Annotated in this window: 29 protein-coding genes; 13 read left to right on the top strand and 16 right to left on the bottom strand. The window is 52.9% G+C overall.

Features of this window, described 5'->3' with window-relative positions; translation table 11 throughout:
• Positions 1-244 precede the first annotated feature (244 nt).
• Positions 245-433, top strand: coding sequence for a hypothetical protein (locus tag ACFFLD_RS01005; protein ID WP_386040634.1), 189 nt, complete (start codon positions 245-247; stop codon positions 431-433).
• A gap of 80 nt (positions 434-513) precedes the next feature.
• On the opposite strand, the gene ACFFLD_RS01000 is transcribed toward ACFFLD_RS01005, so the two are convergent.
• Complete coding sequence (locus tag ACFFLD_RS01000; protein ID WP_386040632.1) at positions 514-702, bottom strand: hypothetical protein; 189 nt, start codon at positions 700-702, stop codon at positions 514-516.
• Between the two features lie 232 nt (positions 703-934).
• Here ACFFLD_RS01000 and ACFFLD_RS00995 point away from each other — a divergent pair, with 232 nt between their 5' ends.
• Positions 935-1,102 (top strand): hypothetical protein, encoded by a 168-nt coding sequence (locus tag ACFFLD_RS00995; protein WP_386040630.1) that lies wholly within the window; start codon positions 935-937, stop codon positions 1,100-1,102.
• 104 nt (positions 1,103-1,206) lie between these two features.
• Here ACFFLD_RS00995 and ACFFLD_RS00990 read toward each other — a convergent pair whose 3' ends face one another.
• Positions 1,207-1,965, bottom strand: coding sequence for a dienelactone hydrolase family protein (locus ACFFLD_RS00990; RefSeq protein WP_386040628.1), 759 nt, complete (start codon positions 1,963-1,965; stop codon positions 1,207-1,209).
• A gap of 158 nt (positions 1,966-2,123) precedes the next feature.
• On the opposite strand from ACFFLD_RS00990, the gene ACFFLD_RS00985 reads away from it, so the two are divergent.
• From ACFFLD_RS00985 to ACFFLD_RS00965, 5 genes are all read left to right on the top strand, one after another.
• On the top strand, positions 2,124-2,804 hold the full coding sequence (locus ACFFLD_RS00985; RefSeq protein WP_386040626.1) for a Bax inhibitor-1/YccA family protein: 681 nt from the start codon (positions 2,124-2,126) through the stop codon (positions 2,802-2,804).
• Between the two features lie 84 nt (positions 2,805-2,888).
• On the top strand, positions 2,889-3,278 hold the full coding sequence (tusD, locus tag ACFFLD_RS00980; RefSeq protein ID WP_386040624.1) for a sulfurtransferase complex subunit TusD: 390 nt from the start codon (positions 2,889-2,891) through the stop codon (positions 3,276-3,278).
• Between the two features lie 12 nt (positions 3,279-3,290).
• Complete coding sequence (gene tusC, locus ACFFLD_RS00975) at positions 3,291-3,656, top strand: sulfurtransferase complex subunit TusC (RefSeq protein WP_386040622.1); 366 nt, start codon at positions 3,291-3,293, stop codon at positions 3,654-3,656.
• Between the two features lie 10 nt (positions 3,657-3,666).
• The gene (tusB, locus tag ACFFLD_RS00970; protein WP_386040620.1) at positions 3,667-3,957 is read left to right on the top strand and encodes a sulfurtransferase complex subunit TusB; all 291 of its coding nucleotides are present in this window, start codon (positions 3,667-3,669) and stop codon (positions 3,955-3,957) included.
• 4 nt (positions 3,958-3,961) lie between these two features.
• On the top strand, positions 3,962-4,312 hold the full coding sequence (locus ACFFLD_RS00965; protein ID WP_386040618.1) for a TusE/DsrC/DsvC family sulfur relay protein: 351 nt from the start codon (positions 3,962-3,964) through the stop codon (positions 4,310-4,312).
• A 42-nt stretch (positions 4,313-4,354) separates the two neighbouring features.
• On the opposite strand, the gene ACFFLD_RS00960 is transcribed toward ACFFLD_RS00965, so the two are convergent.
• A complete protein-coding gene (locus ACFFLD_RS00960) occupies positions 4,355-4,987 on the bottom strand; it encodes a helix-turn-helix domain-containing protein (protein WP_386040616.1) in 633 nt (210 codons plus the stop codon).
• 100 nt (positions 4,988-5,087) lie between these two features.
• Positions 5,088-6,029, bottom strand: a complete 942-nt coding sequence (locus ACFFLD_RS00955) for a histone deacetylase family protein (protein WP_386040614.1) — start codon at positions 6,027-6,029, stop codon at positions 5,088-5,090.
• Positions 6,030-6,133: 104 nt separating this feature from the next.
• Here ACFFLD_RS00955 and ACFFLD_RS00950 point away from each other — a divergent pair, with 104 nt between their 5' ends.
• The gene (locus ACFFLD_RS00950; RefSeq protein ID WP_386040612.1) at positions 6,134-8,881 is read left to right on the top strand and encodes a bifunctional acetate--CoA ligase family protein/GNAT family N-acetyltransferase; all 2,748 of its coding nucleotides are present in this window, start codon (positions 6,134-6,136) and stop codon (positions 8,879-8,881) included.
• A 38-nt stretch (positions 8,882-8,919) separates the two neighbouring features.
• On the opposite strand, the gene pdxH is transcribed toward ACFFLD_RS00950, so the two are convergent.
• Positions 8,920-9,564 carry a pyridoxamine 5'-phosphate oxidase gene (gene pdxH, locus ACFFLD_RS00945; protein WP_386040610.1) on the bottom strand — a complete coding sequence of 215 codons (645 nt, stop codon included), beginning with the start codon at positions 9,562-9,564 and terminating at the stop codon, positions 8,920-8,922.
• A 243-nt stretch (positions 9,565-9,807) separates the two neighbouring features.
• On the opposite strand from pdxH, the gene ACFFLD_RS00940 reads away from it, so the two are divergent.
• Positions 9,808-10,512, top strand: a complete 705-nt coding sequence (locus tag ACFFLD_RS00940) for a cytochrome b/b6 domain-containing protein (protein WP_386040608.1) — start codon at positions 9,808-9,810, stop codon at positions 10,510-10,512.
• Here ACFFLD_RS00940 and ACFFLD_RS00935 read toward each other — a convergent pair.
• The 3 genes from ACFFLD_RS00935 to ACFFLD_RS00925 all read right to left on the bottom strand — a co-directional run bounded on the left by ACFFLD_RS00935 (position 10,506) and on the right by ACFFLD_RS00925 (position 12,035).
• Positions 10,506-10,895: a DUF2069 domain-containing protein gene (locus tag ACFFLD_RS00935; protein WP_386040605.1), complete on the bottom strand. Its 390-nt coding sequence runs from the start codon at positions 10,893-10,895 to the stop codon at positions 10,506-10,508. The two genes, ACFFLD_RS00940 and ACFFLD_RS00935, sit on opposite strands and share 7 nt — an antisense overlap.
• Entirely contained in the window at positions 10,892-11,515 is a 624-nt protein-coding gene (wrbA, locus tag ACFFLD_RS00930; RefSeq protein ID WP_386040603.1) for an NAD(P)H:quinone oxidoreductase, read from the bottom strand. The genes ACFFLD_RS00935 and wrbA overlap by 4 nt, the downstream gene beginning before the upstream one ends.
• A 79-nt stretch (positions 11,516-11,594) precedes the next feature.
• Positions 11,595-12,035 carry a gamma-glutamylcyclotransferase family protein gene (locus ACFFLD_RS00925; RefSeq protein ID WP_386040601.1) on the bottom strand — a complete coding sequence of 147 codons (441 nt, stop codon included), beginning with the start codon at positions 12,033-12,035 and terminating at the stop codon, positions 11,595-11,597.
• Between the two features lie 152 nt (positions 12,036-12,187).
• Between ACFFLD_RS00925 and smrA the strand changes: the two genes are divergently transcribed.
• Entirely contained in the window at positions 12,188-12,778 is a 591-nt protein-coding gene (smrA, locus tag ACFFLD_RS00920; RefSeq protein WP_386040599.1) for a DNA endonuclease SmrA, read from the top strand.
• 112 nt (positions 12,779-12,890) lie between these two features.
• On the opposite strand, the gene ACFFLD_RS00915 is transcribed toward smrA, so the two are convergent.
• From ACFFLD_RS00915 to metH, 4 genes are all read right to left on the bottom strand, one after another.
• Positions 12,891-13,436: a DUF934 domain-containing protein gene (locus ACFFLD_RS00915; RefSeq protein ID WP_386040597.1), complete on the bottom strand. Its 546-nt coding sequence runs from the start codon at positions 13,434-13,436 to the stop codon at positions 12,891-12,893.
• Positions 13,423-15,081 (bottom strand): nitrite/sulfite reductase, encoded by a 1,659-nt coding sequence (locus tag ACFFLD_RS00910; RefSeq protein ID WP_386040595.1) that lies wholly within the window; start codon positions 15,079-15,081, stop codon positions 13,423-13,425. The genes ACFFLD_RS00915 and ACFFLD_RS00910 overlap by 14 nt, the downstream gene beginning before the upstream one ends.
• A 151-nt stretch (positions 15,082-15,232) precedes the next feature.
• Entirely contained in the window at positions 15,233-16,558 is a 1,326-nt protein-coding gene (locus ACFFLD_RS00905) for an MATE family efflux transporter (RefSeq protein WP_386040593.1), read from the bottom strand.
• Positions 16,559-16,561: 3 nt separating this feature from the next.
• Entirely contained in the window at positions 16,562-20,257 is a 3,696-nt protein-coding gene (gene metH / locus ACFFLD_RS00900; protein WP_386040590.1) for a methionine synthase, read from the bottom strand.
• A gap of 368 nt (positions 20,258-20,625) precedes the next feature.
• Between metH and nfuA the strand changes: the two genes are divergently transcribed.
• A complete protein-coding gene (nfuA, locus tag ACFFLD_RS00895) occupies positions 20,626-21,249 on the top strand; it encodes a Fe-S biogenesis protein NfuA (RefSeq protein WP_386040588.1) in 624 nt (207 codons plus the stop codon).
• Between the two features lie 118 nt (positions 21,250-21,367).
• Here nfuA and ACFFLD_RS00890 read toward each other — a convergent pair whose 3' ends face one another.
• Complete coding sequence (locus tag ACFFLD_RS00890) at positions 21,368-22,408, bottom strand: DNA-binding protein (RefSeq protein ID WP_386040585.1); 1,041 nt, start codon at positions 22,406-22,408, stop codon at positions 21,368-21,370.
• Positions 22,409-22,659: 251 nt separating this feature from the next.
• Between ACFFLD_RS00890 and ACFFLD_RS00885 the strand changes: the two genes are divergently transcribed.
• Together ACFFLD_RS00885 and ACFFLD_RS00880 are read left to right on the top strand one after the other, a co-directional pair.
• Positions 22,660-23,826, top strand: coding sequence for a tyrosine-type recombinase/integrase (locus ACFFLD_RS00885; protein WP_386040583.1), 1,167 nt, complete (start codon positions 22,660-22,662; stop codon positions 23,824-23,826).
• A 77-nt stretch (positions 23,827-23,903) separates the two neighbouring features.
• Positions 23,904-24,323, top strand: coding sequence for a SufE family protein (locus ACFFLD_RS00880; protein ID WP_386040581.1), 420 nt, complete (start codon positions 23,904-23,906; stop codon positions 24,321-24,323).
• Between the two features lie 24 nt (positions 24,324-24,347).
• Here the strand turns inward: ACFFLD_RS00880 and yidD are convergent, their stop codons facing one another.
• The 3 genes from yidD to ACFFLD_RS00865 form a co-directional block, all read right to left on the bottom strand.
• A complete protein-coding gene (gene yidD / locus ACFFLD_RS00875; RefSeq protein ID WP_386040579.1) occupies positions 24,348-24,683 on the bottom strand; it encodes a membrane protein insertion efficiency factor YidD in 336 nt (111 codons plus the stop codon).
• Positions 24,684-24,731: 48 nt separating this feature from the next.
• Positions 24,732-25,199: a phosphoribosyl-AMP cyclohydrolase gene (gene hisI / locus ACFFLD_RS00870; RefSeq protein ID WP_386040577.1), complete on the bottom strand. Its 468-nt coding sequence runs from the start codon at positions 25,197-25,199 to the stop codon at positions 24,732-24,734.
• A 110-nt stretch (positions 25,200-25,309) separates the two neighbouring features.
• The gene (locus ACFFLD_RS00865) at positions 25,310-25,750 is read right to left on the bottom strand and encodes a transcriptional repressor (RefSeq protein WP_386040575.1); all 441 of its coding nucleotides are present in this window, start codon (positions 25,748-25,750) and stop codon (positions 25,310-25,312) included.
• Positions 25,751-25,763: the final 13 nt, after the last annotated feature.

The raw sequence follows: 25,763 nt of genomic DNA, 5'->3' as shown, positions 1-25,763 counted from the left end.
TAAAAACTGCTGGCGCGTTGCCCGGGCACCGATCCTTCGACGCGGGGCAGAGGCCCTACGCTCCTGTAAGATTCTCTTGAATCTGGCGCGCAGAACATCTTTAAGGCGTTTCTATTGGGGAGGTTCTTTCAAGGCCGACTCCTGCCATCGATAGCGAAAAAAGCCCGATAAGTAGTGTAGCTGACGCGGAACATCGGCTGGAAAATAGCGGTCATATTCACGTGATCATTTTTAGGACAAGCATATGGAACGTGTATTTGCGTGGGATCATCACCACAACCAAGTGGTTTACCGCATTCCGGGCCATCAATTTGATGATGGTAGAGAAGATAGTGATCTTTCACCTGTGTGGCTACCCGCTGATGAGTCGGATTTGCCAGAAGGGATGACCATTGACGATTTACGTACAGTCTCCGTAAAAGACTCGTCTTAAACGACTCGTCTTAAAAGAGGCTTGGCCAGAAGCAGAAAGGGGAGGCCGCAAGGCCTCCCCTTAAAAACGTTAAACGTAAGTCAGTCGGCTTCATACTGCTCATTCAGGTGGCGTACTTCTCGATCGGCTTCAGGCTTGGTGGCACAGCGATGCCTGACAAGCTCTCCATCCCGGGCACTCTCTTCGCGGGTATCGACGATCCACCACTCCGGTTGTGAATCAATTTCTGCGCCTTCCTTGACTGCTCGATAGACAACAAATGTCGACATTAGCCACTCCTTGGTTGGTAAGTTCCTTTTCACTGTAGACCAATACTGTAGGGGCGAAAGCATGTGGTCGGGTAGGTCTCGTTAGATCTTTTATTTAGCGGCATTAGCGCCGTTTTTTTTACGCTGTTTGAAACGCTAAAAAAGAATGCATAACGAGACTAAAAATAGATGGTGTTTAACAGGCCGTAGGCTACTATGCGATTAACTCGTCTCCCTTTGGAAGTGTGCCGTCATGTTGAAAGGTTTGATCATGTGTTTTGCAGTGTTATTTGCACAATTGGCGGTTCTGCATGTCATTGATATGCGTCTTTATAATTCTGTACAAGATGCACGTAAAACCACACTGACCACCGTCACGCCGCATAAAAAAGAAAACGACGAAGAGCAAGTTATCGGCTAACCCGTTACACCTGTCTCGCACATTATACCTGTCTCTCACATTACGCCTGTCTCGTACATTTTAAACGCCCCTGGCGGCGCAATGAGCCGCTCGGGGCGTTTTTACTAAAGCATCTCCTCTAACCATACGTTAAACGCTTGCCATGAGCGTTGATCGGCACGTTCGTGGTAAGCGTCGCTGCCAAACACACTGAAGGCGTGAGGGGCTCCCGAATAAATGCCGATCTCGTAAGTCACCTCAGCGGCTTCCAACGTTTTCGCTAGCGTGGCAACATCCTCTAAGCTCACTGCGCTATCAGCCCCGCCGTGGGCGATGAAAATAGGGGCTGTTTCACTGGAGTAAGCCTGGCCTTCGGGTGTTTCCAGCCCTCCATGAAAGCTTGCGTAGGCGGCAATATTGTCGGCCTCACCGGAGCGGGCGATTTCTAGCGCCACCGCACCGCCAAAGCAATATCCCATGATGATGGTTTGTTCTGCCGCGCCTTGCGCCCTTGCCTGGTCTAGACCGCCTAGCGTAAGGGTGCGCATTCGTTCTCTGTCCTGGTATAACCGGTTAGTGGCGGCTCGCTTATCTTCCACTGACTGAGGGCGGTTGCCTTGACCATATAGATCCACGGCAAATACGTCGTAGCCTTTCTCGGCGATCATATCGGCCCGCTGGCGCTCGTAATCATCTAGCCCATCCCAGTCATGAACGATCATTACGCTGCCCTGCGTGCTATCACCACCGGAAACAAAATAACCTTCAAACGTTTCCCCCTCTATACGGTAAGTAACCTCTTCTCCTGCTGGGCTAAACGCAATACTGGGCAGCGCAATCAATAAAGATGATAGTGCGCTGGCCGGAAGTAGAATTTTTTTCATTAAAGAGTGTCCAAACGGGTGTTCAATAAGCATAGTCAATGTTTGCTACGCTGATTCAACGTTGAACACTACTTCAGTGGATGACAAAAGCTTGCGTCTGGAACTTAGGAACGGCATGCTTGTCCGTTGTTGGAAATACCATTTGGGAGCATGAACACATGGCTTATAACGATTCACGTACAGCACGTCATCAGTCAGGCGGCGTTGCCAGTAGTGTTAGCACTAACAAGGTCTTGCGTAACACCTATGCGCTGCTAGCGATGACGCTACTGTTCTCAGCAGTAACAGCCGGTGCTGCAGTGGCCCTTGGCATCCAGCAAATGAACATCTTTGTGTTCTTTATTGGCGCCTATGGTTTGATGTTTCTTGTTCATAAAACAGCGAACTCTGCTGCTGGCTTATTGGCCACCTTTGCCTTTACCGGCTTTATGGGCTTCACGCTAGGGCCGATCCTGTCTGCCTACCTAACGCTACCCAATGGCGGAGCGTTGATCATGAATGCGCTGGCCATGACCGGCCTGACATTTGTGGGCCTTTCAGCGGTGGCACTTACTACCAAGAAAGACTTCAGCTTCTTGTCAAACTTCCTGATGGCCGGTGCCATCGTGTTGATTCTTGCCATGGTGGCTGGGTTCTTCTTTAACATTCCAGCACTTTCATTGATGGTATCGGCTGGCTTTGTGCTGTTTGCTTCAGCAGCCATTCTTTACCAAACCAGTGAAATTATTCACCGTGCCGGGGAAACTAACTACATCCTTGCCACCGTGACGCTATACGTTTCGATCTACAATCTGTTTGTTAGCCTGTTGTCAATTCTGGGTATCATGAGCAACGATTGATCTCAGTTGGTAAGTAAGGTTATGACAGGCCCTATTGATAGGGCCTGTCTTTTTTTGGGTTTGCCGTGATCAGGTATTAGGCCAATGCAATACGGTTTACTAGTGATGGGCGCACCATACAGTAGCCCGGCACCGCACTCAGCATTACGCTTTGCACACGCCCTCATTGCGCAAGGTCATAGTATTGCGGGTGTTTTTTTCTATCATGACGGTGTTCATAATGCGTCTTCCTTGATGGCGCCTCCTCAGGATGAGCTGAATCTATGCGAGGCGTGGGCTGAGCTCCATCAGCAGCATACAGTTAAATTGGATGTGTGCATTGCAGCGGCCTTGCGACGAGGTTTAATGAGTGAGGGTGAAGCGCAGCGCCATGGCAAGCAGGCTTTTAACGTACGCCCTCCTTTTGAGCTGACGGGGCTTGGCCAATTGCTTGAGCTTCAGCGTTGCACTGACCGATTGATAACGTTTGCCTAACAAGGAGAGCCCATGGTGGCACCCGACGCGCTATTAGTCATCATTCGCCATGCGCCTTACAGTTCCAACTGGTTGCGAGAAGGGTTGGATGCCGCCTTGGTGGCAGGTGCCTTTGGCCAGTCTGTGCATCTGCTGTTTATGGGGGCGGGCGTGATGGCACTGCTAAAAGAGCAGGGCACTGGAGCCCCAGGTCAGAAGGCGACTCTGCCGACAATTGATATGCTGGAAATGTATGATATTGACCAGCTCTGGGTACCTGAAGAAACCTTGCAACGTCTGCAGATGTCATCCGATTTATTAGTAGAAGGGGTTACCTTGATCAAGGAAGAGCAAATACCCGAATTGATGCAGCAGCACGCGACGATACTCAACTTTTAATGGGATCATTTTGATACTGCATATTCTCACCAAAGCGCCTCACAGCCATGCAGCCGATCAAATGCAGCAGGCGGTAGGCAAGCAGGACGCCATAATATTAATCGAAGAAGCTGTCAACGCGGCCTATGAAGCAGACTGGGCGGCGTGGCAATGCTATCAGTCGCGGATTTTCTTGTTGTACGAGGATCTTGCCGCCCGTGGTCTTGCCAGCCTTGCTGCCCACTATCATTTGCCTACGCTGGAGATGGAGGGATTTGTAGCATTGACCGAGCAGTATGAAAAATCAGTTACCTGGTACTAGAGCTATGTCAGATTCAAAAATATACCGTTATCTTGATTCGCAAAAAAAATGGGGAGTAGATCCTGAAGGCTATCTAGTTGATCAATCGGAATGGGAAGAATCCGTCGCGGCCTTGATGGCAGAAGAAGAGGGGATGCAGCTTACACCGGCACATTGGGAAATCATCAATGTAGTGCGCGCATTTTACCAGCGCTACGAAATGGCCCCAGCGATGCGGCCGCTGGTAAAAGCGACTAAAAACGCCTTGGGCGATGAGAAAGGTCGTTCCGTTTATCTTATGCAACTGTTTCCCGGCAGCCCGGCGAAACGGATTGCCCGCTTGGCCGGATTGCCAAAGCCTACCAATTGTCTGTAGCAGTTATCTGTCTGTAACAGGCCATTGTTATTGTCAGACTCGTTACGCGACATCGCCGCGGGTACAGACTGAAAGCACCACCGCATCGTCCTGACTTGTTGAAACAAGTGCATGGCCCATATCGCTATCAAAGTAAATGCTGTCTCCCTCTGCCATCAACAGCGGTGCATAGAACTCGGTATAAAGCGTAATGTCGCCGTGCAGCACCATCAAAAACTCTTCGCCATCATGTCGCACCCACTGGTGATACTCATCAAAGTGACGCGCCCGAACGATCGTCTTGAAGGGGATCATACGCTTTTGAGCTAGCTGATGACCGAGCAATTCATGCTCGTAAGTGGGCGTAGGGTGTAGCTGCCCTTTACCTTTACGGGTTAGATCGCGCCTCCCCATGGTGTAACGCTCGCGTTTGGGAGGCGTGAGCAACTGGGGAAGGTCAATATTGAGTCCGGTCGTCAGCTTTTGAACCACGCTGAAGGTGGGAGAGACCTGGTCGTTCTCAATTTTTGAAAGCGTTGAACGGGCAAGCCCTGTGCGCTGGCTCACCTCTTCCAAGGTCCATTGATTGGCCAGACGGATCTGTTTGAGCCGCTCGCCTAAGCGTAGGGGTTCGACAAATGGTTTGCTTCCCGATGCGATACGCAGCGCGGCATGCTCTTCAGAAGTAGCGGTCATAAATCGTCACAGTCGCTGCATTTAGCTTGGGAGAGTAGTTCAGGCCATGATACCACAGCTCAAACAGCCGCTGATGACTCCGGCTAGAATGACATTTGGGCTAAGGCACGTCAGCAAAGGGCAGACCTAATAGCGCTTTTAGATGCGCTTCAACGCCCCTGGCCAGTGATTTGGGGTCATAGCCGCCTTCCAAAACCGACACAACCCGGTTATCGGCGTATAAGGTCGCGATCTCCATGGCGAGATGGGTGACCCAGTAGAAATCTTCATCTTCTAAACAGATATCGCCCATCGGGTCTTCGCGATGAGCGTCAAATCCTGCCGATATCATCACTAAATCAGGCTTGAAGGCGTGCAGGGCAGGGAGCCAATGTCTTTCGATGATACGTCGAAACTCTGGCCCGTCAGTGCCCACCTCTAAGGGGGTATTGACGACGTTTTGCCACTCGCTACGCAGGTAGCGCCAGGGGTAAAACGGGTACTGAAAACTGGTGCAGATCAGCACCTCAGGATCGTCTTTAAATATATCGATAGTGCCGTTACATTGGTGAACGTCAAAATCAATAATGGCGATGCGCTTGGCACCATATTTAGCCCGGGCATGAGCCGCACCGACTGCAATATTATTATAAAAACAGAACCCCATCGCGTTGTTGGCTTCGGCATGGTGGCCAGGCGGTCTCACCGCACAAAAAACATTGTCTGCCTGACGTTTAAATACCTGATCAACACCCCGTATTACCGCACCTGCGGCTACCCTCGCGGCTTTCAGGCTGTCAGGGTTCATCATGGTATCGCTATCCAGTGACACGATCCCTTCACTGGGCAAGCTTTTTTCCAACGCGCGCAGATGACGCAATGGATGTACTCTAGCTAATGCCTCTTCGCAGGCTTCTTTAGCATCGGCCTGCATGGTTTGTTGTAATAGCCCGGCTAACGACAGGCGTGCGCGAATGGCCTCCAGACGCAGGGGACTTTCCGGATGCTCCGGACCCATATGATGCAATGAGCAGTCTGGATGGGTAAGGTAGGCGGTAATCATTCAAACGCTCCATTATTATTGATGCCACCATAATCGCCTCAAGGCCCTAGGCGACAGTGTCCATAAGTCGTACAGCCGCTATTTATGTCAGGGGAGAATCATTTGTGAGCACGAGATTTTTACACCACTTTTTCGAACCTCGTACAGTAGCGGTGCTGGGCGCTTCTGAAAAGCCTACCTCGTTAGGCGGTTTAGTACTCAGAAATATACAGGATGGTGGCTTTAAAGGCCCCCTCTGGGCGGTCAATTTAAAAGGCTATTCGCAGGTGTTTGGTGCGCCTTGCGTCAGTCGCGTGAGCGAGCTTCCCGAAACTCCTGATCTGGCGGTGGTATGTACGCCTATTGAAGGCGTCCCCAGCCTGATCAAAGCGCTTGGTCAGCAGGGCGTAAAAGCCGCCCTGGTGCTTTCTGGCGGGGCTTATCTGGATCGTGACAAGGGTAATAAAGGCTCAATCCGCCAGCGGATGCTGAGTGCAGCGCTTGCGTCGGGTATTCGTGTGTTGGGCCCGGAGTGTATGGGGTTGATAGTACCGGGCAAAAAGCTTAATGCGTCCTACGCCAGCCAGCCGGTGAAAGCAGGGCGCGTCGCTTATTTAGGCCAGTCGGGGATGCTCGCTAATGGCATGATCGATTGGGCGGCAGGGCGAGATGTCGGCTTTTCTCATCTGATTGCCGTCGGCGACAGTGTCGACGTACTACTGCCGGATCTGATTGATTATGTAAATCAGTTCTCACCCGCCCAGGCTATTTTGCTTCACCTGGAACGCATCAATGATGCCCAACACTTTATGACGGCCGTGCGTGATGCTTCGCGTAATCGATTAGTGCTGGCCATTAAAAGTGGTCGTACGCCCGAATCAGATATCTCCGGTATGGCACCTACGCCGGGCATTGCTAACCGTGACGTTGTGTTTGATGCCGCATTTGCGCGGGCAGGCGTGGTAAGGGTTGACGACTCTGATGAGCTACTCGATGCGCTGGAAACGCTATCGCGCGTGAAACCGCTGAAAGGTGATCGATTAGCGATTGTGTCCAATGGCCTCGGGCCTGCCATGCTGGCGATTGATAAGCTCATTAGTGCCGGCGGCAAGTTAGCTGAATTCAGTCCTGAAACGCAGGCCGCGCTACACAAAAGCCAAGTGGACATGAGCAAGCCGGGAGAGAATCCGGTTGATGTCGGCGGTAACGCGTCACCTGAGCGCTTTGTTCAGGCACTGGAGATTGTGGCCGCGGATGCCAATGTGGATGCGGTATTAGTGGTGCATGCTCCTACCCGCATGGCGCCATCGCTTATCACGGCGCAGGCATTGATCGAGAATCGCAAGAAATTTCGTCGCAATCTGCTGACCAGTTGGATGGGCTTAAAAGAAGCACTGAATGCCCGCCAAGCCTGTAATGTCGCCGGCATCCCCACCTATATTTCGCCTGAGAAAGCCGTCAAGGCGTTTATGCACATGGTGAACTATCAGCGCGTTCAAGCGCTGCTGCAGGAGATTCCGCCGAGCCTGCCGTTCTCGACGAGTGCCGAGATACGCGCTCAATGTCGTGAACTTATAAAACAGGCTAAAGAGCAGGGACGACAAACCCTAACCCACTCTGAAACGGCTCAAGTACTTGAGGCTTATGGCATCCCTACCGCACCCAGCGTGTATTTAGCCAATCCGGATGAAGCGCTTGCCCGTGCCCATGAAATTACCGGCACCAAAGCACTGAAAGTCGTACATGAAGGCAATTGCCGCCCGTACCGTTATCGCAAGCACCCACACAAAATTTCCGCAGGCTTGCTGCAGGATCTGGAAACCCCCGAGCAGGTGGCGGAAGGGGTACGTCAGCTAGGCGACAAAGTCGCTGAGAAGTTTCCTGAATATGCAATACGTGAGTACTGCCTGCAACCGATGCAGCGCGGCAAACACTCGATGCAAATTTGCGCGGGTATCACCCGTGACCCGGTATTCGGGCCGCTGATTGTGTTTGGTATTGGCGGCTACAAGGTCAATGTGCTGGCTGACCGTCAGGTCGCGCTACCGCCGCTTAACATGAGCTTGGCCGCTGATATGGTCGGTCGTACTCACGCCGCCTCGTTAATTCGGGAACACTCCGCCGATCCTGAACGTGATATTCAACACTTATGCCAAATGTTGGTAAAACTATCGCAAATGGCGTCAGATTTAGGTGATTTACGTGGGCTGGAGGTGAATCCATTGCTGCTTAATCGCGATGGCATGGTCGCCGTGGATTTTGCGATGGATCTGGGCTCGCCGTCGCGCTTTGCCATCATGCCGTATCCTGAAGAATTACGAGAGTGGGTCACGCTTAAAAACGGATGGCCGGTAGAGGTCAGACCCATTCGTGCGGAAGATGCCCATCTGATCACTACCTTTCATCGCCAGCTATCAGAAGAAAGCATTCGGTTCCGTTATTTCCACAATAAATCTAACTTAACGCAGCGTGACTTATCGATTCTGTCGCATATTAATTATGATCGGCAGATGGCGTTTATCGCCGAGTACTTAAACCCAGATGGTAGCAAAGAGATGTTGGGGGTCGTGAGGGTATGGAATGATCCAGATAACATTCGAACCGAATTCTCGGTGATTATTCGCGACGATCTACAGGGGCTAGGGATTGGCAGTTTGTTAATGAAAAAAATGATCGCTTACTGCACTAGCATCGGGACGTTGGAAATGATCGGCAAAATCATGGTGGATAATCACCCCATGCGAGCCTTGATGAAACATCTGGGTTTTAAGTCCCGGTACAACATGGAAGAGCAGGTGATTGATGCCGTGTTGCGACTTAATGAACCTGAAAGCGAATGGCAGCGGCATCGCCTCGAGAGCCTGCCGGACTAAGCCGGCAGGTCGTTCACGTTGAGCAGAAGCGGATTGGGTTAAGGAGCCAGTCGGAAGTGGCTCCATTCTCCACCATCGCGCCGCTCAAAACGCAACCGATCGTGTAGCCGACTCGGCTGTCCTTGCCAAAATTCAATCATTTCCGGGGCCAGGCGATAGCCACCCCAGTGAATAGGACGAGGAATATTCTGGTCGTTATACGCTTGCTCAAAGCGCTTTTGACGCTCTTCAATCCAGTTGCGATTAGGGATGACAACACTTTGTGTCGCAATCCAGGCGCCTAGCTGGCTACCTCGCGGTCGGCTGGCAAAATACTCATCTGACTCAGTATCAGACACTTGCTCGACAGGGCCTTCGATACGCACTTGACGTGACAGGGAAGGCCACCAAAAGGTCATCGCCGCGTAAGGTACGTTACTCAGCTCGCTACCCTTATGGCTATGGTAGTTAGTAAAAAACACCATACCGCGTTCATCGAACCCCTTCAGCAACACGATACGCGCATGGGGCCGGCCTTGGCTGTCAACGCTGGCTAGCGTCATGGCATTACCGTCTTTACCCTCTTTTTCCAGCGCCAGCGTGAACCACTCATCAAATAACACAAATGGATCATCGGGTGCCTGGGATTCGTCTAGCCTACCGCCTTCATAATCACGCCTGATATCGGCTATGTTACGCGTCATCGGATGCTACTCCCTTGAATTTTATCCATGGTCGCTGGTCTGACTTTAAAGCTCAAGTGACCGTTATCAATAGATAGGATAGGTACGCCTACAGCGCTGTTATTTTTATGATCTTGCCCCTGACGGTAGCGCTTAACTGATTCATATTCTATGAGAAAGCCAAAATAAATGCGAAAATATCCCATCATCCAAAACACCATCCACGGCTGGCTGACCCAACGATGCTAAGAGAGGAAAGACGTTATGCATAATGCCAGTGTGGCGATTAACGTATGGGATCGTTGGATCCGCCTGTTTCACTGGGGGTTAGTCATCGCGGTATTAGTATCCTTTTATACGACTAAAACCAGCGGCGCCCCTTTTCTATTTCCTATCGAGACTCACGCACAAGCAGGCTATGCAATACTGGGTCTGCTCATTTTCCGCTGGTGTTGGGGGCTGGTTGGAAGCGTGTATGCGAGATTCAAAACGTTTTTGTATCCATTGCCTCACACCATTAACTACGCCAACAATCTAGTTAAGCGTCAGCCCCACGCTTATGCCAGCCACAACCCGTTAGGCGGTTGGATGGTGGTGGTTTTTTTGCTTTCACTCAGCTTTCAAGCCATCAGTGGCCTGTTTCTAAGCGATGACATTTTTTTTCAGGCACCGCTTTATGGTTTATTCAGCGAAGAGGTAGCTGGTTTACTTAGAACATTGCATCAGCTGAATAGCGATCTCTTGATCATTCTAATAGGCCTGCACCTGGTTGGAGTGATAGTGCACCGCCTGCAGGGAGAGCCGCTTCTGGCAGCGATGCTGACGGGTACCAAGCGTTTTCGCCAACCGCCCATCGATGCACGTAGCGAGCCGTTAAGCACGGCTACGCTACGTTTGCGCGCGCTGGCAGCGTTATTCATCGGCGCTGGCATTGCGCTATGGCTGTGGTACTTCGGCAATAGTTATTGACGCTGCTGACGACTACGAAAGCGCGCATAGCCCATGCAGCCGGTAAATAGCGCCAATGAAATGGCCGCTTCTAAAACCCCTCTAAATGCTTGCCCAGGCAGGGTGGCCAGCATGACCCCTTGAGTGAAATAGAGCAGGCTGACAAACGCGAGCCATGCATGACCGCGTGCGCGCTGACCTATAATAGAGGGCAAGAACAGCACTAAGGGAAGGACAAAGGCGATGACCGGCCGCCAGTTAAACGTATCGCCCTGTACTAAAAAACCGCGGTAAATCACCAGCAACAATAAAATGGTAAAACTAGCCAACACTAATTGTCTGCTTCTAAGTGTCAGCGTATCTAGACCATGGCGAGTTTCTACTTCTTCCAGCCACTGCCTCATAACGCCCCCTGACGCATTGCGTGGAGCGCTAAGGTAAGACGTGCCAGGCGTTTCCCCTGAGCCACACACAGCGCTCGTTCATGTTCGTCGACCGAGCGTTCGCTGCGAGGTCCTGCCAAATGACTTGAGCCATAGGGGGTGCCCCCTGTGCGCGTTTCTATCAGCGTGGTTTCGCTGTAAGGAACACCTGCATACACCATACCGTGGTGGAGCAGGGGAACCAGCATGGTTAGCAGAGTGCTCTCCTGGCCTCCGTGAAGACTGGAGGTAGAGGTGAAAGCGCTGGCAGGTTTGTCAATCAGGGCGCCATTCATCCAGAGGCTACTGGTGGAGTCGATAAAATACTTCAGGGGGGCGGCCATATTACCAAACCGGGTTGGGCTGCCTAAGGCCAAACCGCTGCAATGTCGTAAATCGTCCAGGTCTGCATAGACGGCTCCCTCAGCGGGAATCTCGGGATCAACCGCTTCACACGTCGTCGATACCGGCGCGACCGTGCGTAAGCGAGCCTCAATACCAGGCACGCTCTCCACGCCAGCCGCTATTTGCTGTGCCATGGTGGCAGTGGCGCCTGAGCGCGAGTAATAGAGAATCAAAACGTAGGGGGTCATGTCACTCATTTTCCTTCCTGAATAGGGCCATCTGGCGTGCGTCGGCACAGACTAATCGCTATGTTATCAGAGCTGCCGGTCAATACGCTCACGGGATCAATGCATTTTGTACGTCCGGAAGACGTAAATACACCCAGGCTTGACTGCCATCATCAAGGCTTACCATCTCCCGCTCGTAGCGAATACCCAGTCGTTCATAGCGGTCTAAACGGGCCAGTTCGTGGGGTTCCACATGCAGTAGCAGGCCTTCCACATGATGATCTGGCTGGGGTGTAAGATCGAGCCCGTTGCGCTGAAACCCTTCAAGCATCGCCGGTTGGGGATCACCAAAGTCTCCCATCACCACTAGGCGGACGGGGGCGTAGCGAAGCGTCCCATATACAAACACCTGGTGTGGTCGCTGCTCGATGTCAGCTAGATCATCGGGACGCTCATAAAACCAGGGACTAAGCATTATTAACCAGAGCCAACCGGCAACGCCAAGCACCCCCACCATACAGACGATCAACAGCCGCTTAAGCCAAACCATGAAGCCTCTTAATTACCGTTATGAAATAGTCAGCTAGCTTGGCGCGCCTACTTGATGATGACAAGCCTTATGTTATCGACTTACTTAATCTGTTTAAGCAATATCCCTAGATTTGCTAGGATAGTAAGACGACCCTGTCGGAGGAGCCAGTAATGAATCAGCCACTTCGTGATGATATGGATTTTCGTGCTCTAGTGGGTGATGTTAAGCCCCTGCCACCCAGTAACCGGGCCGACCCAGGTGCACAGCGCAAAGCCCCCTCCGAATCACAGTTGGCTCGCCGCGAGCGGGCGGAAGAAGAGGCCGGGGCGCGTAACTTTCTCACCGATGACTTTGTCGATCTGCTGCCGCCTTTTGATCCCATGACCTATCGGCGTGAGGGGATTCAGGAAGGTGTGGTCGATAAATTGAAGCATGGTGGTTATAGCGTTCAGTCCCAGCTTCACTTATTGCGTCGCCCATTGAGTGAGTGCCGCCGCTTGCTGTTTCCGTTTATTCAGGAGGCCTATGCCCACGATCTGCGTTCGGTACTCATCGTTCATGGTCGTGGGCGTGAAATCGATAGCCCTGCGAACGTGCTGCGTTCATATATTGCCAAGTGGCTGAGTCAGTTTGACGAGGTGCAGGCCTACGTTTCGGCCCAACCCTCTGAAGGTGGGCTGGGCGCTACTTGGGTGATGCTGCGAAAAAGTGATCGCGCCAAGGCCAATAATCGTGAACGCCAGCAAAAGCGTCGCGGATAATACAACCGCCGCTAATACGACATGAGTTCACTACGATAACGGCACATAAAACCGGACACAAAAAAGGGCGCCGAAGCTGCCCTTTTACATCTCGTCTGCTTGCAATACGTGGTTACTTGCCAGCAGCAAGACGTCGTTCAAACAGCGCCTGACGCTCTTCAACATCGGTCTGGTAGCGAACGCTAAAGAAGGTTAGCGCGCGCAAGGCATCTTCAGGGTCCTGATCATCACGCAGGGCCATGGTCGTGAAGCCACAACGACGCATGTACTCAAGCTGGTCGACCAGCACATCACCCACCGCACGCAGTTCGCCGCTGTAGCCATAGCGTTCACGCAGAAGGCGGGCGAGAGAGTAGCCCCGGCCATCCGTAAAGGCCGGAAAATCAATCGCCAGCGCAGCTGACTTGTTAAGCTCTTCAGCCAGTGCCGCAGTGAGCTCAGTATCACTGGTCAGCAGCGGCGCAAGCTCGGTATCGTCTTGATTGGCCTGCCACAGCGTTAGCGGTACAAACGCAGGAAGTTGATCGGGCAGGTTGTCGACATCGTAGGAAACGCACCAGGCGTTCTCTGCCGCTAACTCACCATTTACAATCAAATGATCAGCATGAACCGGCGTCAGATCAACCGCTTCAGCTTGCGTTTCATTACTGCGCGGCATACACACGCTCCTTAAAGGGTTTTAGGCCAATACGGCGATAAGTATCCAGGAAACGCTCATCTTCGTGACGCTGCGCCACGTAAACTTCCAGCACTTTTTCAACCACGTTGGGCACGTCTTCGCGGAAGAATGAAGGGCCCAGAATTTTACCTAATGACGCATCGTCGGTTGAGTTGCCGCCTATCGATACCTGGTAATACTCTTCGCCTTTTTTATCGACCCCGAGTATGCCGATATGGCCGACGTGGTGGTGACCACAGGCATTCATGCAGCCAGAAATATTCAAATCCAGCGGGCCCAGGTCATACAGGAAGTCCAGGTCTTCAAAACGTTCCTGAAGCGCTTGGGCAATCGGAATGGAGACGGCATTAGCCAAGCTGCAGTAATCACCGCCAGGGCAGCAGATAATGTCATTGAGCGTACCGACGGTGGGGTTCGCCATGCCCAGCGCATCAAGCTCTTTCCATAGCGCTTCAAGCTCATCTACCGGCACGTCTGACAGCACCAGATTCTGCTCGTGAGTAACCCGTACTTCCCCAAAGCTATAGCGATCGGCTAAATCCGCCACGGCCTCCATCTGGTCCGCTGTAACATCCCCTGGCGCATGCTCGCGGCGTTTAAGCGACAGCGTAACGGCTTTATAGCCCGGCACCTTATGAGACGACACATTATTAGTCACAAAGCGGGCAAAGCTGCGATTGTCGGCACGCAGTTGATCAAATACATCGGTTGCCGAATCGTCTACCGGACGACGGTCAGGCTCCGGGAAATGCTCTTTGGCCGCGTCGATTGCCGCTTGGTTAAGCGTTTGCGGACCATCTTTTAAATGCGCCCACTCTTCGTCGACACGACGGCGGAATTCCTCGATGCCGAGGGCTTTAACGAGAATTTTAATTCGTGCCTTGAACTTGTTGTCGCGGCGACCGAACTGGTTATATACCCGGACACAAGCTTCCAGATAGGTCAGCAGATGCTGCCAGGGCAGGTCTTCGCGAACCACGTCGGCAATCATGGGGGTACGTCCCAAACCGCCACCAGCCAAGACTTTAATGCGCAGCTCGCCGTCAGTGTTATACCAAAGACGCAGGCCGATATCGTGCACCTGAATCGCCGCGCGGTCTTGAGCAGCACCACTTACTGCAATCTTGAATTTACGCGGCAAATAGGCGAACTCGGGATGCAGGGTAGACCACTGACGGATTAATTCGCACCAGGGGCGCGGATCTTCCACTTCATCATTGGCGATACCGGCAAACTGGTCACTGGTGGTATTGCGAATGCAGTTGCCGCTGGTTTGAATGGCATGCATCTGCACCTTGGAGAGATCCGCCAGGATATCCGGCACGTCTTCAAGGGCAGGCCAGTTCAGCTGTAAATTCTGACGTGTCGTAAAGTGGCCGTAGCCGCGGTCATAGCGGCGTGTGATCTCAGCCAACGCACGCAATTGATTGCCAGCCAACATGCCATAAGGGATGGCAATACGCAGCATAGGGGCGTGACGCTGAATATAGAGGCCATTCTGCAACCGTAACGGGCGGAATTCTTCTTCTCCCAAACGACCGGCGCGATAGCGTTCCATTTGGTCGCGGAACTGAGCGACACGCTCATCAACCAGTGTTTGGTCGTGAATATCATAACGGTACATGTGCACGATCCTGCTAAAAAGCGAAATGGTCACGTTGAGACGGACGTTTATTTAGCGTCACCTTAACGCGGGCATCATATTCTACAAAAGAATATATAATTATCTTTTTATTTCTAAAAGCTATTTAAAACCTGTTCAGCCGATTATACGGCTAGTTAAAAGCGGGCAACTGCCAGCGTCGGCGCTGCCATACCCATAGAAAGCCGGCTGAATTTATCAATCGATAAACAAGCTGTATGAGCCAAATACCCAACAAGCCGTATCCCAGGCCGATCCCAACCCACCAAGCCAGGGGAAGAAACAGTAGCCACTGCATCCCCAGGGTTAACAGCATCACCGTGCGCTGGGCACCGGCACCCATTAACGCCTGGGCGAGCACTAAGGCGGCGGCGTCCAGAACAATCATCACGCCGGTCAGTTGCAGCGGGCGTGAACCTAGCGCAACCAGTTCATGATTGCTAAAAAACACCCCCAGCACCTGCTCGGGAAGCAGCAGCATGGGCAGCGCTAACACCAGCATTAACAGCCAAGCGACGCGCAGCGCATCCCATCCACAGCGATGCGCTTCATGTTGATCATCGCGCCCGAGCGCTTCGCCGACCAGGCTCATCGCGGCAACACCCACACCGACGCCCGGCAAAATAAGCAACAGCGATAAATTAATCAGCACATGGCCTACCGCAATGCTGGCAGTCCCCAAGTGGCTTAATAAGCCAAATAATACCGCGTAGCCCGCCGCAAACAAAAGTTGCTGCAAGGAATGAGGTGCGGCGAGGGTTAGCGTCGTTCGCAGACTGAGCGCACGCGACCACCGGGGTAAAGCAAGCGGGATTGCGGCATTTTTATAGCTTACCCACCACCATGCTAGCAGACCTGTGAACAATGACAGGGTCGTTCCCGCGCCAGCACCATCGGAGCCCATATAGGGGAGGCCAGCTACGCCGTAAACCAAACCAATGGTTGCCAGTACATTAAGTAAATGAACCGCTACAATGATGCGTAAATAGAGTTGCGTTTGCTGACGACCGTTCCAGTAGCCGCGAAAACATAGCGTTAAAGCGATGGCGACCAACGAGACAACCCGCCATCGAAAATAACTGACGGCTACGGTTTTTACCTCCACATTTTGCGTAATCAAGCCGATCAGTAGAGGTGCTTGCCACCACGCCCATAGCGAGAGGGGCAGCGCAACGGCAATGCCAATCGCCAACCCCGAGTGCAAGGGGTGCCCAACATCTGCACGGCCAGCGCCCAGTCGTTGAGCAGTTTGTGATTGAACGCTGGAAGAGAGTCCGAACACCACGGCGGACAGCATAAACATGGTATAACCGCCTATGCCGACACCCGCCAGCGCCACGTCACCTAAACGGCCGACTATTGCTGCGTCGATCAGGTTGAGCAGGCTTTGCGACAGCATGCCCAGCATGATGGGTAAGGCAAGGCGTACCACCTTGCCATGACGGCCCGCTAACAGCATTTATCAGCTCGGGTCGTAGGAGAGTACCGGCGAGAGCCAGCGCTCCATTTCCTCAAGCGACATCTGCTTGCGTTCAGCCAAGACTTCTACCTGATCACGGGTAATCTTGCCGGTCGAGAAGTACTTTGACTGCGGATGGGCAAAGTACCAGCCAGAGACCGCGGCGGCAGGCCACATGGCGAAGTTTTCAGTCAACGCCAAGCCGGTGTTCTCGGTCGCATTCAGCAAGCGGAACAGCGTGGCTTTTTCAGTATGGTCGGGGCAGGCGGGGTAGCCTGGTGCTGGCCGGATACCCTGGTATTTCTCAGCGATCAAGGCATCGTTATCCAGCGTTTCGTCGGGCACATAGCCCCAGAACTCCTTGCGTACACGCTCGTGCATACGCTCGGCAAAGGCTTCAGCGAGACGGTCCGTCAGTGCCTGCACCATGATGGCGTTATAGTCGTCGCCGGCCGCCTCATACGCTTTGGAGAGTTCATCAACGCCATGACCGGTGGTGACCGCGAAGCCGCCAATCCAGTCAGCTTTACCGCTCTCTTTGGGCGCAATGAAGTCAGCCAGGCTATAACAGATACCGTCGCGGCCTTTCGTGGTTTGCTGGCGAATGTGATGCAGCCGTTCGACAACGACGCTGCGCGACTCATCGGCGTAAACCTCAATCACATCATCATCGACACTATTGGCAGGCCACAGACCGATGACTCCGCGTGCGTACACGCGTTTCTCTTCAACCAGCTTACGCAACATGACCTTGGCATCTTCAAACAGGCTGCGAGCGGCTTCCCCTACGACTTTATCATCAAGAATCTTGGGGTACTTACCGGCCAGTTGCCAACTCATGAAGAAGGGCGTCCAGTCGATCCGCTCGATCAGCTCTTGAAGGTCGTAGTTATCGAACGTTTGCAGACCTAACACGGCCGGCTCGACAGGTGTCTGGCTACTCCAATCTGTGCGAAACCGTCGTTTACGAGCTTGGGTGTAATCAAGATCGGCTGCTTTAGGACGGCGCTTCGCGTTACGTTCGCGTACTTTTTCATACTCCTCGCGAATGTCTGCCACATAAGCCGCTTTTTGATTCGGCGCGAGCAGGCGACCAGCGACCCCGACGGCACGAGAGGCATCGGTGACATAAATCACCGGGTGCTCATACTGTGGTTCAATTTTAACGGCAGTGTGAGCTTTCGAGGTGGTCGCACCGCCGATCAATAGCGGAAGATCCATGCCGCGACGCTGCATTTCTTTCGCCACGTGGACCATTTCATCCAGCGACGGGGTGATCAGCCCCGAGAGGCCGATGATATCGGCGTTATGCTCTTTGGCGGCCTGCAAAATTTTATCCGCTGGCACCATGACGCCAAGATCGATAACTTCATAGTTATTGCATTGAAGCACCACGCCCACGATATTCTTGCCGATGTCGTGCACGTCACCTTTTACCGTGGCCATGACGATCTTGCCCTTGGCCTTGGTGTCTTCGCTTTTTTCGGCCTCGATATAGGGAATTAAGTAGGCCACGGCTTGCTTCATCACCCGGGCTGACTTGACCACCTGCGGAAGAAACATCTTGCCGTCGCCAAACAGATCGCCGACCACATTCATGCCGTCCATCAGCGGCCCTTCGATCACCTCGATAGGGCGTTCTGCCTCGGCACGGGCCTGTTCGGTGTCATCTTCTATATAGGCGGTGATGCCTTTGACTAGCGCGTGCTCGATACGCTTATTGACCGGCCAGCTGCGCCACTCCAGATCCTCTTTTTTAGCTGCGCCGCTGCCGTCGCCTTTATACTTGTCAGCAATATCCAGCAGTCGCTCGGTACCGTCGCTGCGCCGGTTGAGCACCACATCCTCCACCGCGTCACGAAGTTCGGCAGGCAGGTCGTCATAGACAGCAAGCTGACCCGCATTGACGATACCCATGCTAAGACCGGCACGTATCGCGTGGTAAAGAAACGCCGAGTGAATCGCTTCACGAACGGGGTTATTACCACGAAACGAAAACGATACGTTCGAAACGCCGCCGGAAATCATCGCGTGGGGCAGGTTGTCACGAATCCACTGGGTCGCTTCAATAAAGTCGACGGCGTAGTTATTGTGCTCTTCAATGCCCGTAGCGATAGCAAAGATATTGGGGTCGAAAATGATATCTTCGGCGGGAAACCCGATCTCATCGACCAGCAGGCGATAGGCGCGCTGACAAATCTCGGTTTTGCGTGCAAAGGTGTCGGCCTGGCCCTCTTCATCAAACGCCATCACGACGATCGCCGCGCCATAACGGCGGCACTTGGTCGCCTGTTCGCGGAAGGCGGCTTCACCTTCTTTCAGTGAGATGGAGTTGACGACGGCTTTGCCCTGCACACACTTTAAACCCGCTTCGATGATTTCCCATTTGGAGGAGTCAATCATGATCGGAACACGAGCAATATCGGGCTCACCGGCGATTAAGTTAAGAAAGCGCTCCATGGCTTCCTTGGACTCCAGCATGCCCTCGTCCATGTTGATATCGATGACTTGAGCGCCGTTCTCAACCTGCTCAAGCGCCACTTCAAGCGCCGTCGTGAAATCTTCTTCAACAATCAATCTTTTAAAGCGCGCTGAGCCAGTAACGTTGGTGCGCTCGCCCACATTGACGAACAGTGAGTCTGCCTGAATGTTGAAAGGCTCGAGTCCCGATAGGCGGCAGGCTCGGCTGCGCTCAGGAATCGCTCGTGGCGTCATCTCGCGTACTGAATCGGCGATGGCACGAATATGCTCAGGCGTTGAGCCACAGCAGCCGCCAATAATATTGACCAGGCCGCTTGCCGCAAATTCGCTGACAATCTCGGACATCTCTTCAGGGGTCTGATCGTACTCGCCAAACTCGTTAGGCAGCCCTGCATTGGGGTGTGCTGATACAAACGTGTCCGCTTTGCTCGAGAGTTCTTCAAGATAGGGGCGCAGCTCTTCGGCGCCCAGGGCGCAGTTTAGGCCGACAGAGAGCGGTTGAGCATGGCGTACCGAGTTCCAGAAGGCTTCGGTGGTTTGGCCAGATAAGGTTCGCCCCGAGGCATCCGTAATGGTACCGGAGATCATTACCGGCAGACGCTCGCCGCGGTCATCGAACAGCTCTTCCAACGCGTATATGGCCGCCTTGGCGTTAAGCGTATCGAAGATAGTTTCGATCATGATGAGATCGGCGCCGCCTGCGATGAGCGCCTCGGCCGCTTCATAATAGTTTTCGCGTAGTTCATCAAAGGTGACGTTACGCTTGGCCGGGTCGTTGACATCGGGTGATAGCGACGCGGTGCGCGACGTTGGCCCTAATACACCCGCGACATAGCGAGGCACGCCCGTTTCCGCGGCGACGGCATCGCACACTTCTCTGGCAAGCCGCGCTGACTCGCGATTGAGCTCCACCACCAGCGCTTCCATGCCGTAATCAGACTGTGACAGTTGAGTGCTGTTAAAGGTGTTGGTCTCAATGATGTCTGCGCCGGCTTCAAGGTAAGCGCGATGAATCCGCGTGACGACATCGGGGCAGGTGAGCGCGAGCAGATCGTTATTGCCTTTAAGATCCGAAGGCCATTCACTGAAGCGTTCGCCCCGAAAATCCTCCTCGCTCAACTGAGCGTTCTGCAGCATGGTGCCCATGCCGCCGTCCAGAATCAGGATACGTTCAGCAAGGCGTTGTGTGAGGGTTGCGGTCAAAGCACTATCAGCCATGGCAGGGGGAGTTCTCCAGCGTCACAGTCATCAAAGGGAATATTGTTGTCGTCGGTAAAGCTGTATACAGGGTTATTAGGCGCGTAATGATAACAAAAGGCGTAGCAAAACGCCCCTAAGTGCGATGCCAGAAGGGATGAGCATTGCTAATACACTGCATGAGCAAGACTAATTAACCCTGTATGCCTGCTTGAAGCCATAGCTTGAAGCCATAGCTTGAAGAGCTGGATGACCTAGCTTGAATGAGGTGTGCGAACAAATAGCCTACTAAAATACTCGGGATTGTGTCAGCGCGCCGTTTTGCTTACCATAGGCACAAATGACATGTGAAGTGGCCAAGCCACTACCACGGGAGGAAGACAGCCCTCATGACCACGACTAGCGAAAAAAACACCGATGTTGATACCCAAGGTATCGATATTACCGAGAGCGCGCAGACTTACCTCGCTGAATTGCTTGAAAAGCAAAACGTTGAAGGTATTGCGGTACGCATCTTTATTACTCAGCCAGGCACGCCCTACGCGGAAACCTGCCTAGCTTACTGTCGTCCAGGCGAAGAAGAGCCTACCGATGTCACGCTGGAACTCGAAAAAATTAATGTTTTTCTCGATAAAAACAGCTTGGCCTTTTTAGAAGAAGCGGTGGTCGACTTTAATGCTGACCGTATGGGTGGACAGCTGACGATCAAGGCGCCTAACGCCAAGATGCCAAAGGTCAACGCCGATAGCCCGCTTGAAGATCGTATCAATTATGTTCTGTACAGCGAGATTAATCCTGGCCTGGCAGCCCACGGGGGTGAAATCAAGCTGGTGGAGCTCACTGAACAGCAGTATGCCGTGCTTGCCTTTGGTGGCGGGTGTCAGGGCTGTGCTGCGGTTGATTTAACGCTTAAAGATGGCGTTGAAAAAACTTTAATGGAGCGTATTCCTGAGCTGGCGGGGATTCGTGATGTCACCGACCATAGTGACACTACCAACGCCTATTACCGCTAGGTTAATCAGGCCTGAGATATCGTGCCGCTACCTGTAATAGGTAGCGGCACTTTTCGTTATGGGCTTTCGAACATGCCGTATGCGTGCAAATGCTTTGCTACCGCTCGCTAATTAGCCGCTAGCGTTTAGGCGTGGTGTCTTTCTCCGCTAGCGAGGCGGGCAGTTCGGTCAGCTGTTGTTGTAGTGCTTCCATTCTGCTCCATAACTTCTCTTGCCATGCTTGTTGCAGCTGGGCTTCTTGCTCGGCGTGCTGGCTAGCCTGTTGGCTTAACGCTGACTGCGCTTCATTTAGCTGCTGATGTAACGCGTGCTGCTGTTTCTCCAAGGCACTGCATCGCTGCTGCGACTCACTCAACTGTTGCTCCCGCTCGTTGGCGTCCAGCTGCAACTGGTGCAGGGTCTGCTGCTTGGTCGTTAATTCCCGATTTAAAGCTTCAATGCGCTGCTCTCCTTGCTGAAGCCTTTTTTGGTAGCTTTTCTCTTCCTGCGCACGTTCCTGGCGAAGCGTATCCAGTAGCGCCATCAGCTTACCCTCGGAAGCTTCATTGCGCGCTTCCTCCTGTTTCAAGCGTTGCTCGAAACTAGTCTGTAACTCCTGACGCTCGTGTTGAGAGCTCTCTTGAAGCGCGTGGTAACGCTGCTCTATGGCTGCGCCTGCTTTTTTCGCATCCAGGGTCTGCTGTTCGGCACGCTCTGCTTGCTCAATGAGCTGAGCTTGATTGGCCTCCAGGGTGGCAAGTTCTCGATTAAGTGTCTCCAGCCGCGCCTCAGTATGACGAAGGTGCTCCGTCAACGCTTTTTCACGCTGCTGGGAATCCAGGGCGTGCTGTTCAGCATCGTCGGCTAATCGTTGGGCGTCCTCTACCTGCCGGTTAGCCTCCTCGCGATAGTGCACCAATGCCTGATTGGCGACCTCTTGAGCTTCACGCCATAACTCACTGGCCATCGTCACCACCACGTCAGGAACGCCTTTAGGAGGCGGCACGTCACGATTTTGTTCACGTTCGCTTCGCCATACGCGGAAGTGGTCGCTAATGGTCGTGAAGCTACCCGTGCCCAGGACATCACGAATGCGCTGCACGCTAGGGGTGTCTCCACGGGCTAGTAGCGCATCAATGGCCTGTTGAACATCGTGGTATTGAATGCCGTTACGCGCCATGCGTTCGTCCTTTTCCAAGTGATTCTATAGTGGCAATGCAAGACCGTCATTGTCGGTATTTTGGTGCCAAAAGGCAATTATTACATAAAACGTATTACGTAATTTTATTTATGATAAAAGCTATAAATTCAAGATTACTCGTCTTATCTTGAGTTTTTACAACAATAACGCCACACTTTGCGTCCAAGGGCTTTGGGAAAGGGGACGCACTTAAATGACGAACGCTTCGCGGCACCATGAAAGGGTGGCCAATGTCGGTTGAGCCAATACCAACGTTGTCAGCGCCTATCACGACCGAAAGGGCACTTGTCGACAAGCAGGAAGTCGGCAGAATTGGCGCTCAAAGCGACGCCGAGGCAGTCATGGCATGGCTTGATGAGTACACGGAGAGCCCGCAAACATGGAAAGCCTATCGTCGAGAATCGGAGCGACTACTGCTCTGGCTAGCGAGCCAACAGCTCAGGCTAGTTGATATTAATCGCGATATATTGCGCCGGTTTGAGGCATTTCTTGCTGATCCACAGCCTCATGAACAGTGGGTGGGGCCCTCGAAACCCCGGGCGCATCCTGCATGGCGTCCGTTTCGGGGGGTGTTGTCGCCTGCTAGCCGACGTCAAAGCCTGGTCATTCTGCAGGGAATGTTCGCTTGGCTAGTGGAAGCGGGGTGGGTGCATCACAATCCGTTTCGTCTTATGCGGGATAAATCACGCCGTCTAAATAATCAGACACAGCGTATTGAACGCTATCTTGAAAGCGATCTATGGGCGTGGCTTTGGGCATGGCTTAACAGACCGCTAGGTAAAGAGGAGGGCGGCCGCGCCCACTTTGAGCATGCAAGGCAGCGCTTTATCTTTGCGTTTGCCTACCTGCTTGCCCCACGCATAAGTGAAATGGCAAATACGCAAATGGGCGATTTCCAGCGCAGCGAAGGGCGCTGGTGGTGGAACGTGGTAGGCAAGGGCAGTAAAGTGGCACGCATTCCACTACCCGATGACATGTTGAGTTGTCTACGCGAGTGGCGCTACGCACTAGACCTGCCTGAGCACCCAAGCGAACTGGAAGCACATGCTCCATTACTGCGTGCCCTGGATGGCCAGCGCGGTATTGGCAACAATCAGCTTTATCGCCTTATTAGCGCCACCTTTCAGCAGGCGGCCCAAGCACTTGAAGAAGAAGACGGCTCTTCCCACTATATAAGCGCGCTGCGCAACGCGACGCCGCACTGGCTGCGTCATACTGCTATTACCCATCAGGCTCAATCGGGTATCAGCCTGCGCCACTTGGCAGAGAGCGCCCGTCACGCTCGCCTGGAGACCACCTCGCGCTACTTACATACCGAAGACAATGAGTGGCATCGTGAACAGCAGCGCCATCGTTTGGCAATTTCAGAAACACCCCCCCTCTCAAGGCGCCAGTGAACCGTTATAATGGGGAGAAGTAATGCTGACTGCCATTGTTCTCATTCGGCATACACCCCCAATCAGAAGGAAGCACCATGAGCACATCCGGCGCCGAGCAGGCCCAGCAAGAGTTGATCGAGGATTTCGAGATATTTGATAACTGGATGGATCGTTATCAATACATTATAGATATGGGCAAACAGCTCCCTGACTTTCCTGATGAATGGAAAGTCGAGGAGTTTAAAATCCAGGGCTGTCAGTCCAATGTGTGGATGCGATACGAAGAAGAGGGCGGACAGCTTGTGTTTAAAGCGACCTCGGATGCCGCCATTGTATCCGGCTTAATCGCCGTATTACTGCGCATCTACAGTGATCGAAGCGCTGCTGAAATCCGTGCGACGGAACCCCATTTCCTGGCTGATTTAGGGCTTGATAAACATCTTTCGCCTACCCGCAGCAACGGCCTGCATGCCATGTTAGAGAAGATCTACCAGACCGCTGAACAGTATCAATAATACCGTCAAGCAGAAAATGACATGCTAGCGAGGAGGGTGGTCGCAGCCTGCGTGGGTTGGGGACTCGTCCTCGCGGCAAAGCTGTTCGCTTCTACCCCCGGGAACGGGATCCATGCCACCGGCATTGCCAGGGTGGCACTTGATGATTCGTTTAGCCGCCATCCAGCCGCCTTTTAGCGGGCCTTGCACCTGAATCGCCTCAATCGCATACGATGAGCAACTGGGCCAAAAGCGGCAACGGGGGCCTAGCAGGGGGCTGATAGTGTAGCGATAGACAATGATACAGCCGATCATGGCTTTCGAGGCTATGCTCGTAAGGCCAGTTAGCAGTGCGTTACGGAGACCTTTCAGTGACGTCATCTATTAGCCTCTGAAGAACGCCACTTACTCAAGAGCTTATTGAAGGGCTCACTGTTTACCATAGAGCTTTTCGGGATCGATCAGTGGCGTGCTGGTAATCGCTGCCTGTTTATCATCCAACGCAATATAGAAGCAGCTGCGTCGGCCAGTATGGCAGGCCGGTCCTGTCTGCTCAACGGACAGCAAAAGCGCGTCGCCATCGCAATCGAGATTGGCTGATTTAAGCAGCTGCTGCTGACCCGATGTTTCGCCTTTACGCCATAGTTTTTTACGCGAACGGGAGTAGTAACAGACACGCTGAGTGGACAGGGTCTCTTCCAAGGCCTCACGGTTCATCCATGCCATCATTAATACTTCTTTTGTATCGTGTTGCTGGGCAATCGCTGCAATTAAGCCATCAGCATTAAAGCGTATGGCGTCAAGCAGTGTGGCAACATCCGGCAGGCTATCATCAGGCGTGGCATGCTCTAACTGCTTAAAAAGTGCTTCGGGAGCTGTTTGATCAAAACGGGACATACAGGGGCTCTCTACGGTGCATGGCGATGCGGAGTGCTTTTCTTTAGCACTGATCTTTATCACTGAGCAACAGCACTGAGACTCAGTCATGGAGACATTGGGCTGACAAGCTAGCTGGGGCGGCAGTCCTGACAGAGGCCCTGTAGCTCAATTGTTTGGCGCTCGACATTAAAGCCACGCTGTTTGGCCAACGCCGCCAATTGGGCACTAATCTCGTCTAAATGCAGCTCTTCAACATAGCCGCACTGGCGACAAATCAGTAGCTGGAAACCGTGGGTATGCTCAGGGCATGCGCAAGCTACATAAGCGTTTTGGCTCTCAATTCGGTGTACCAAGCCCTGCTCAATTAAGAACTCTAACGCTCGATAGACCGTCGGTGGGCGAGCAGCAGCATGCTCGGTCGTTAGCTTATCCAGCAGATCATATGCTTTTAAGCCGCCACCATTTTCAGCAATAAGTTCCAGTACACGTCGACGAATTGGAGTAAACCGTACGCCGCGGAGGTGACACTGGGACTCAGCCTGCTGCAAAAGTGTATTCGCTTGGGTCATGGGCAACTCGTTG

Origin of the sequence: Vreelandella sulfidaeris, from assembly GCF_042429665.1 — a bacterium.
GTDB lineage: Bacteria > Pseudomonadota > Gammaproteobacteria > Pseudomonadales > Halomonadaceae > Vreelandella.
The sequence above is the reverse complement of the archived record's forward strand: the minus strand, read 5'-3'. Positions and strand labels throughout refer to the sequence as shown.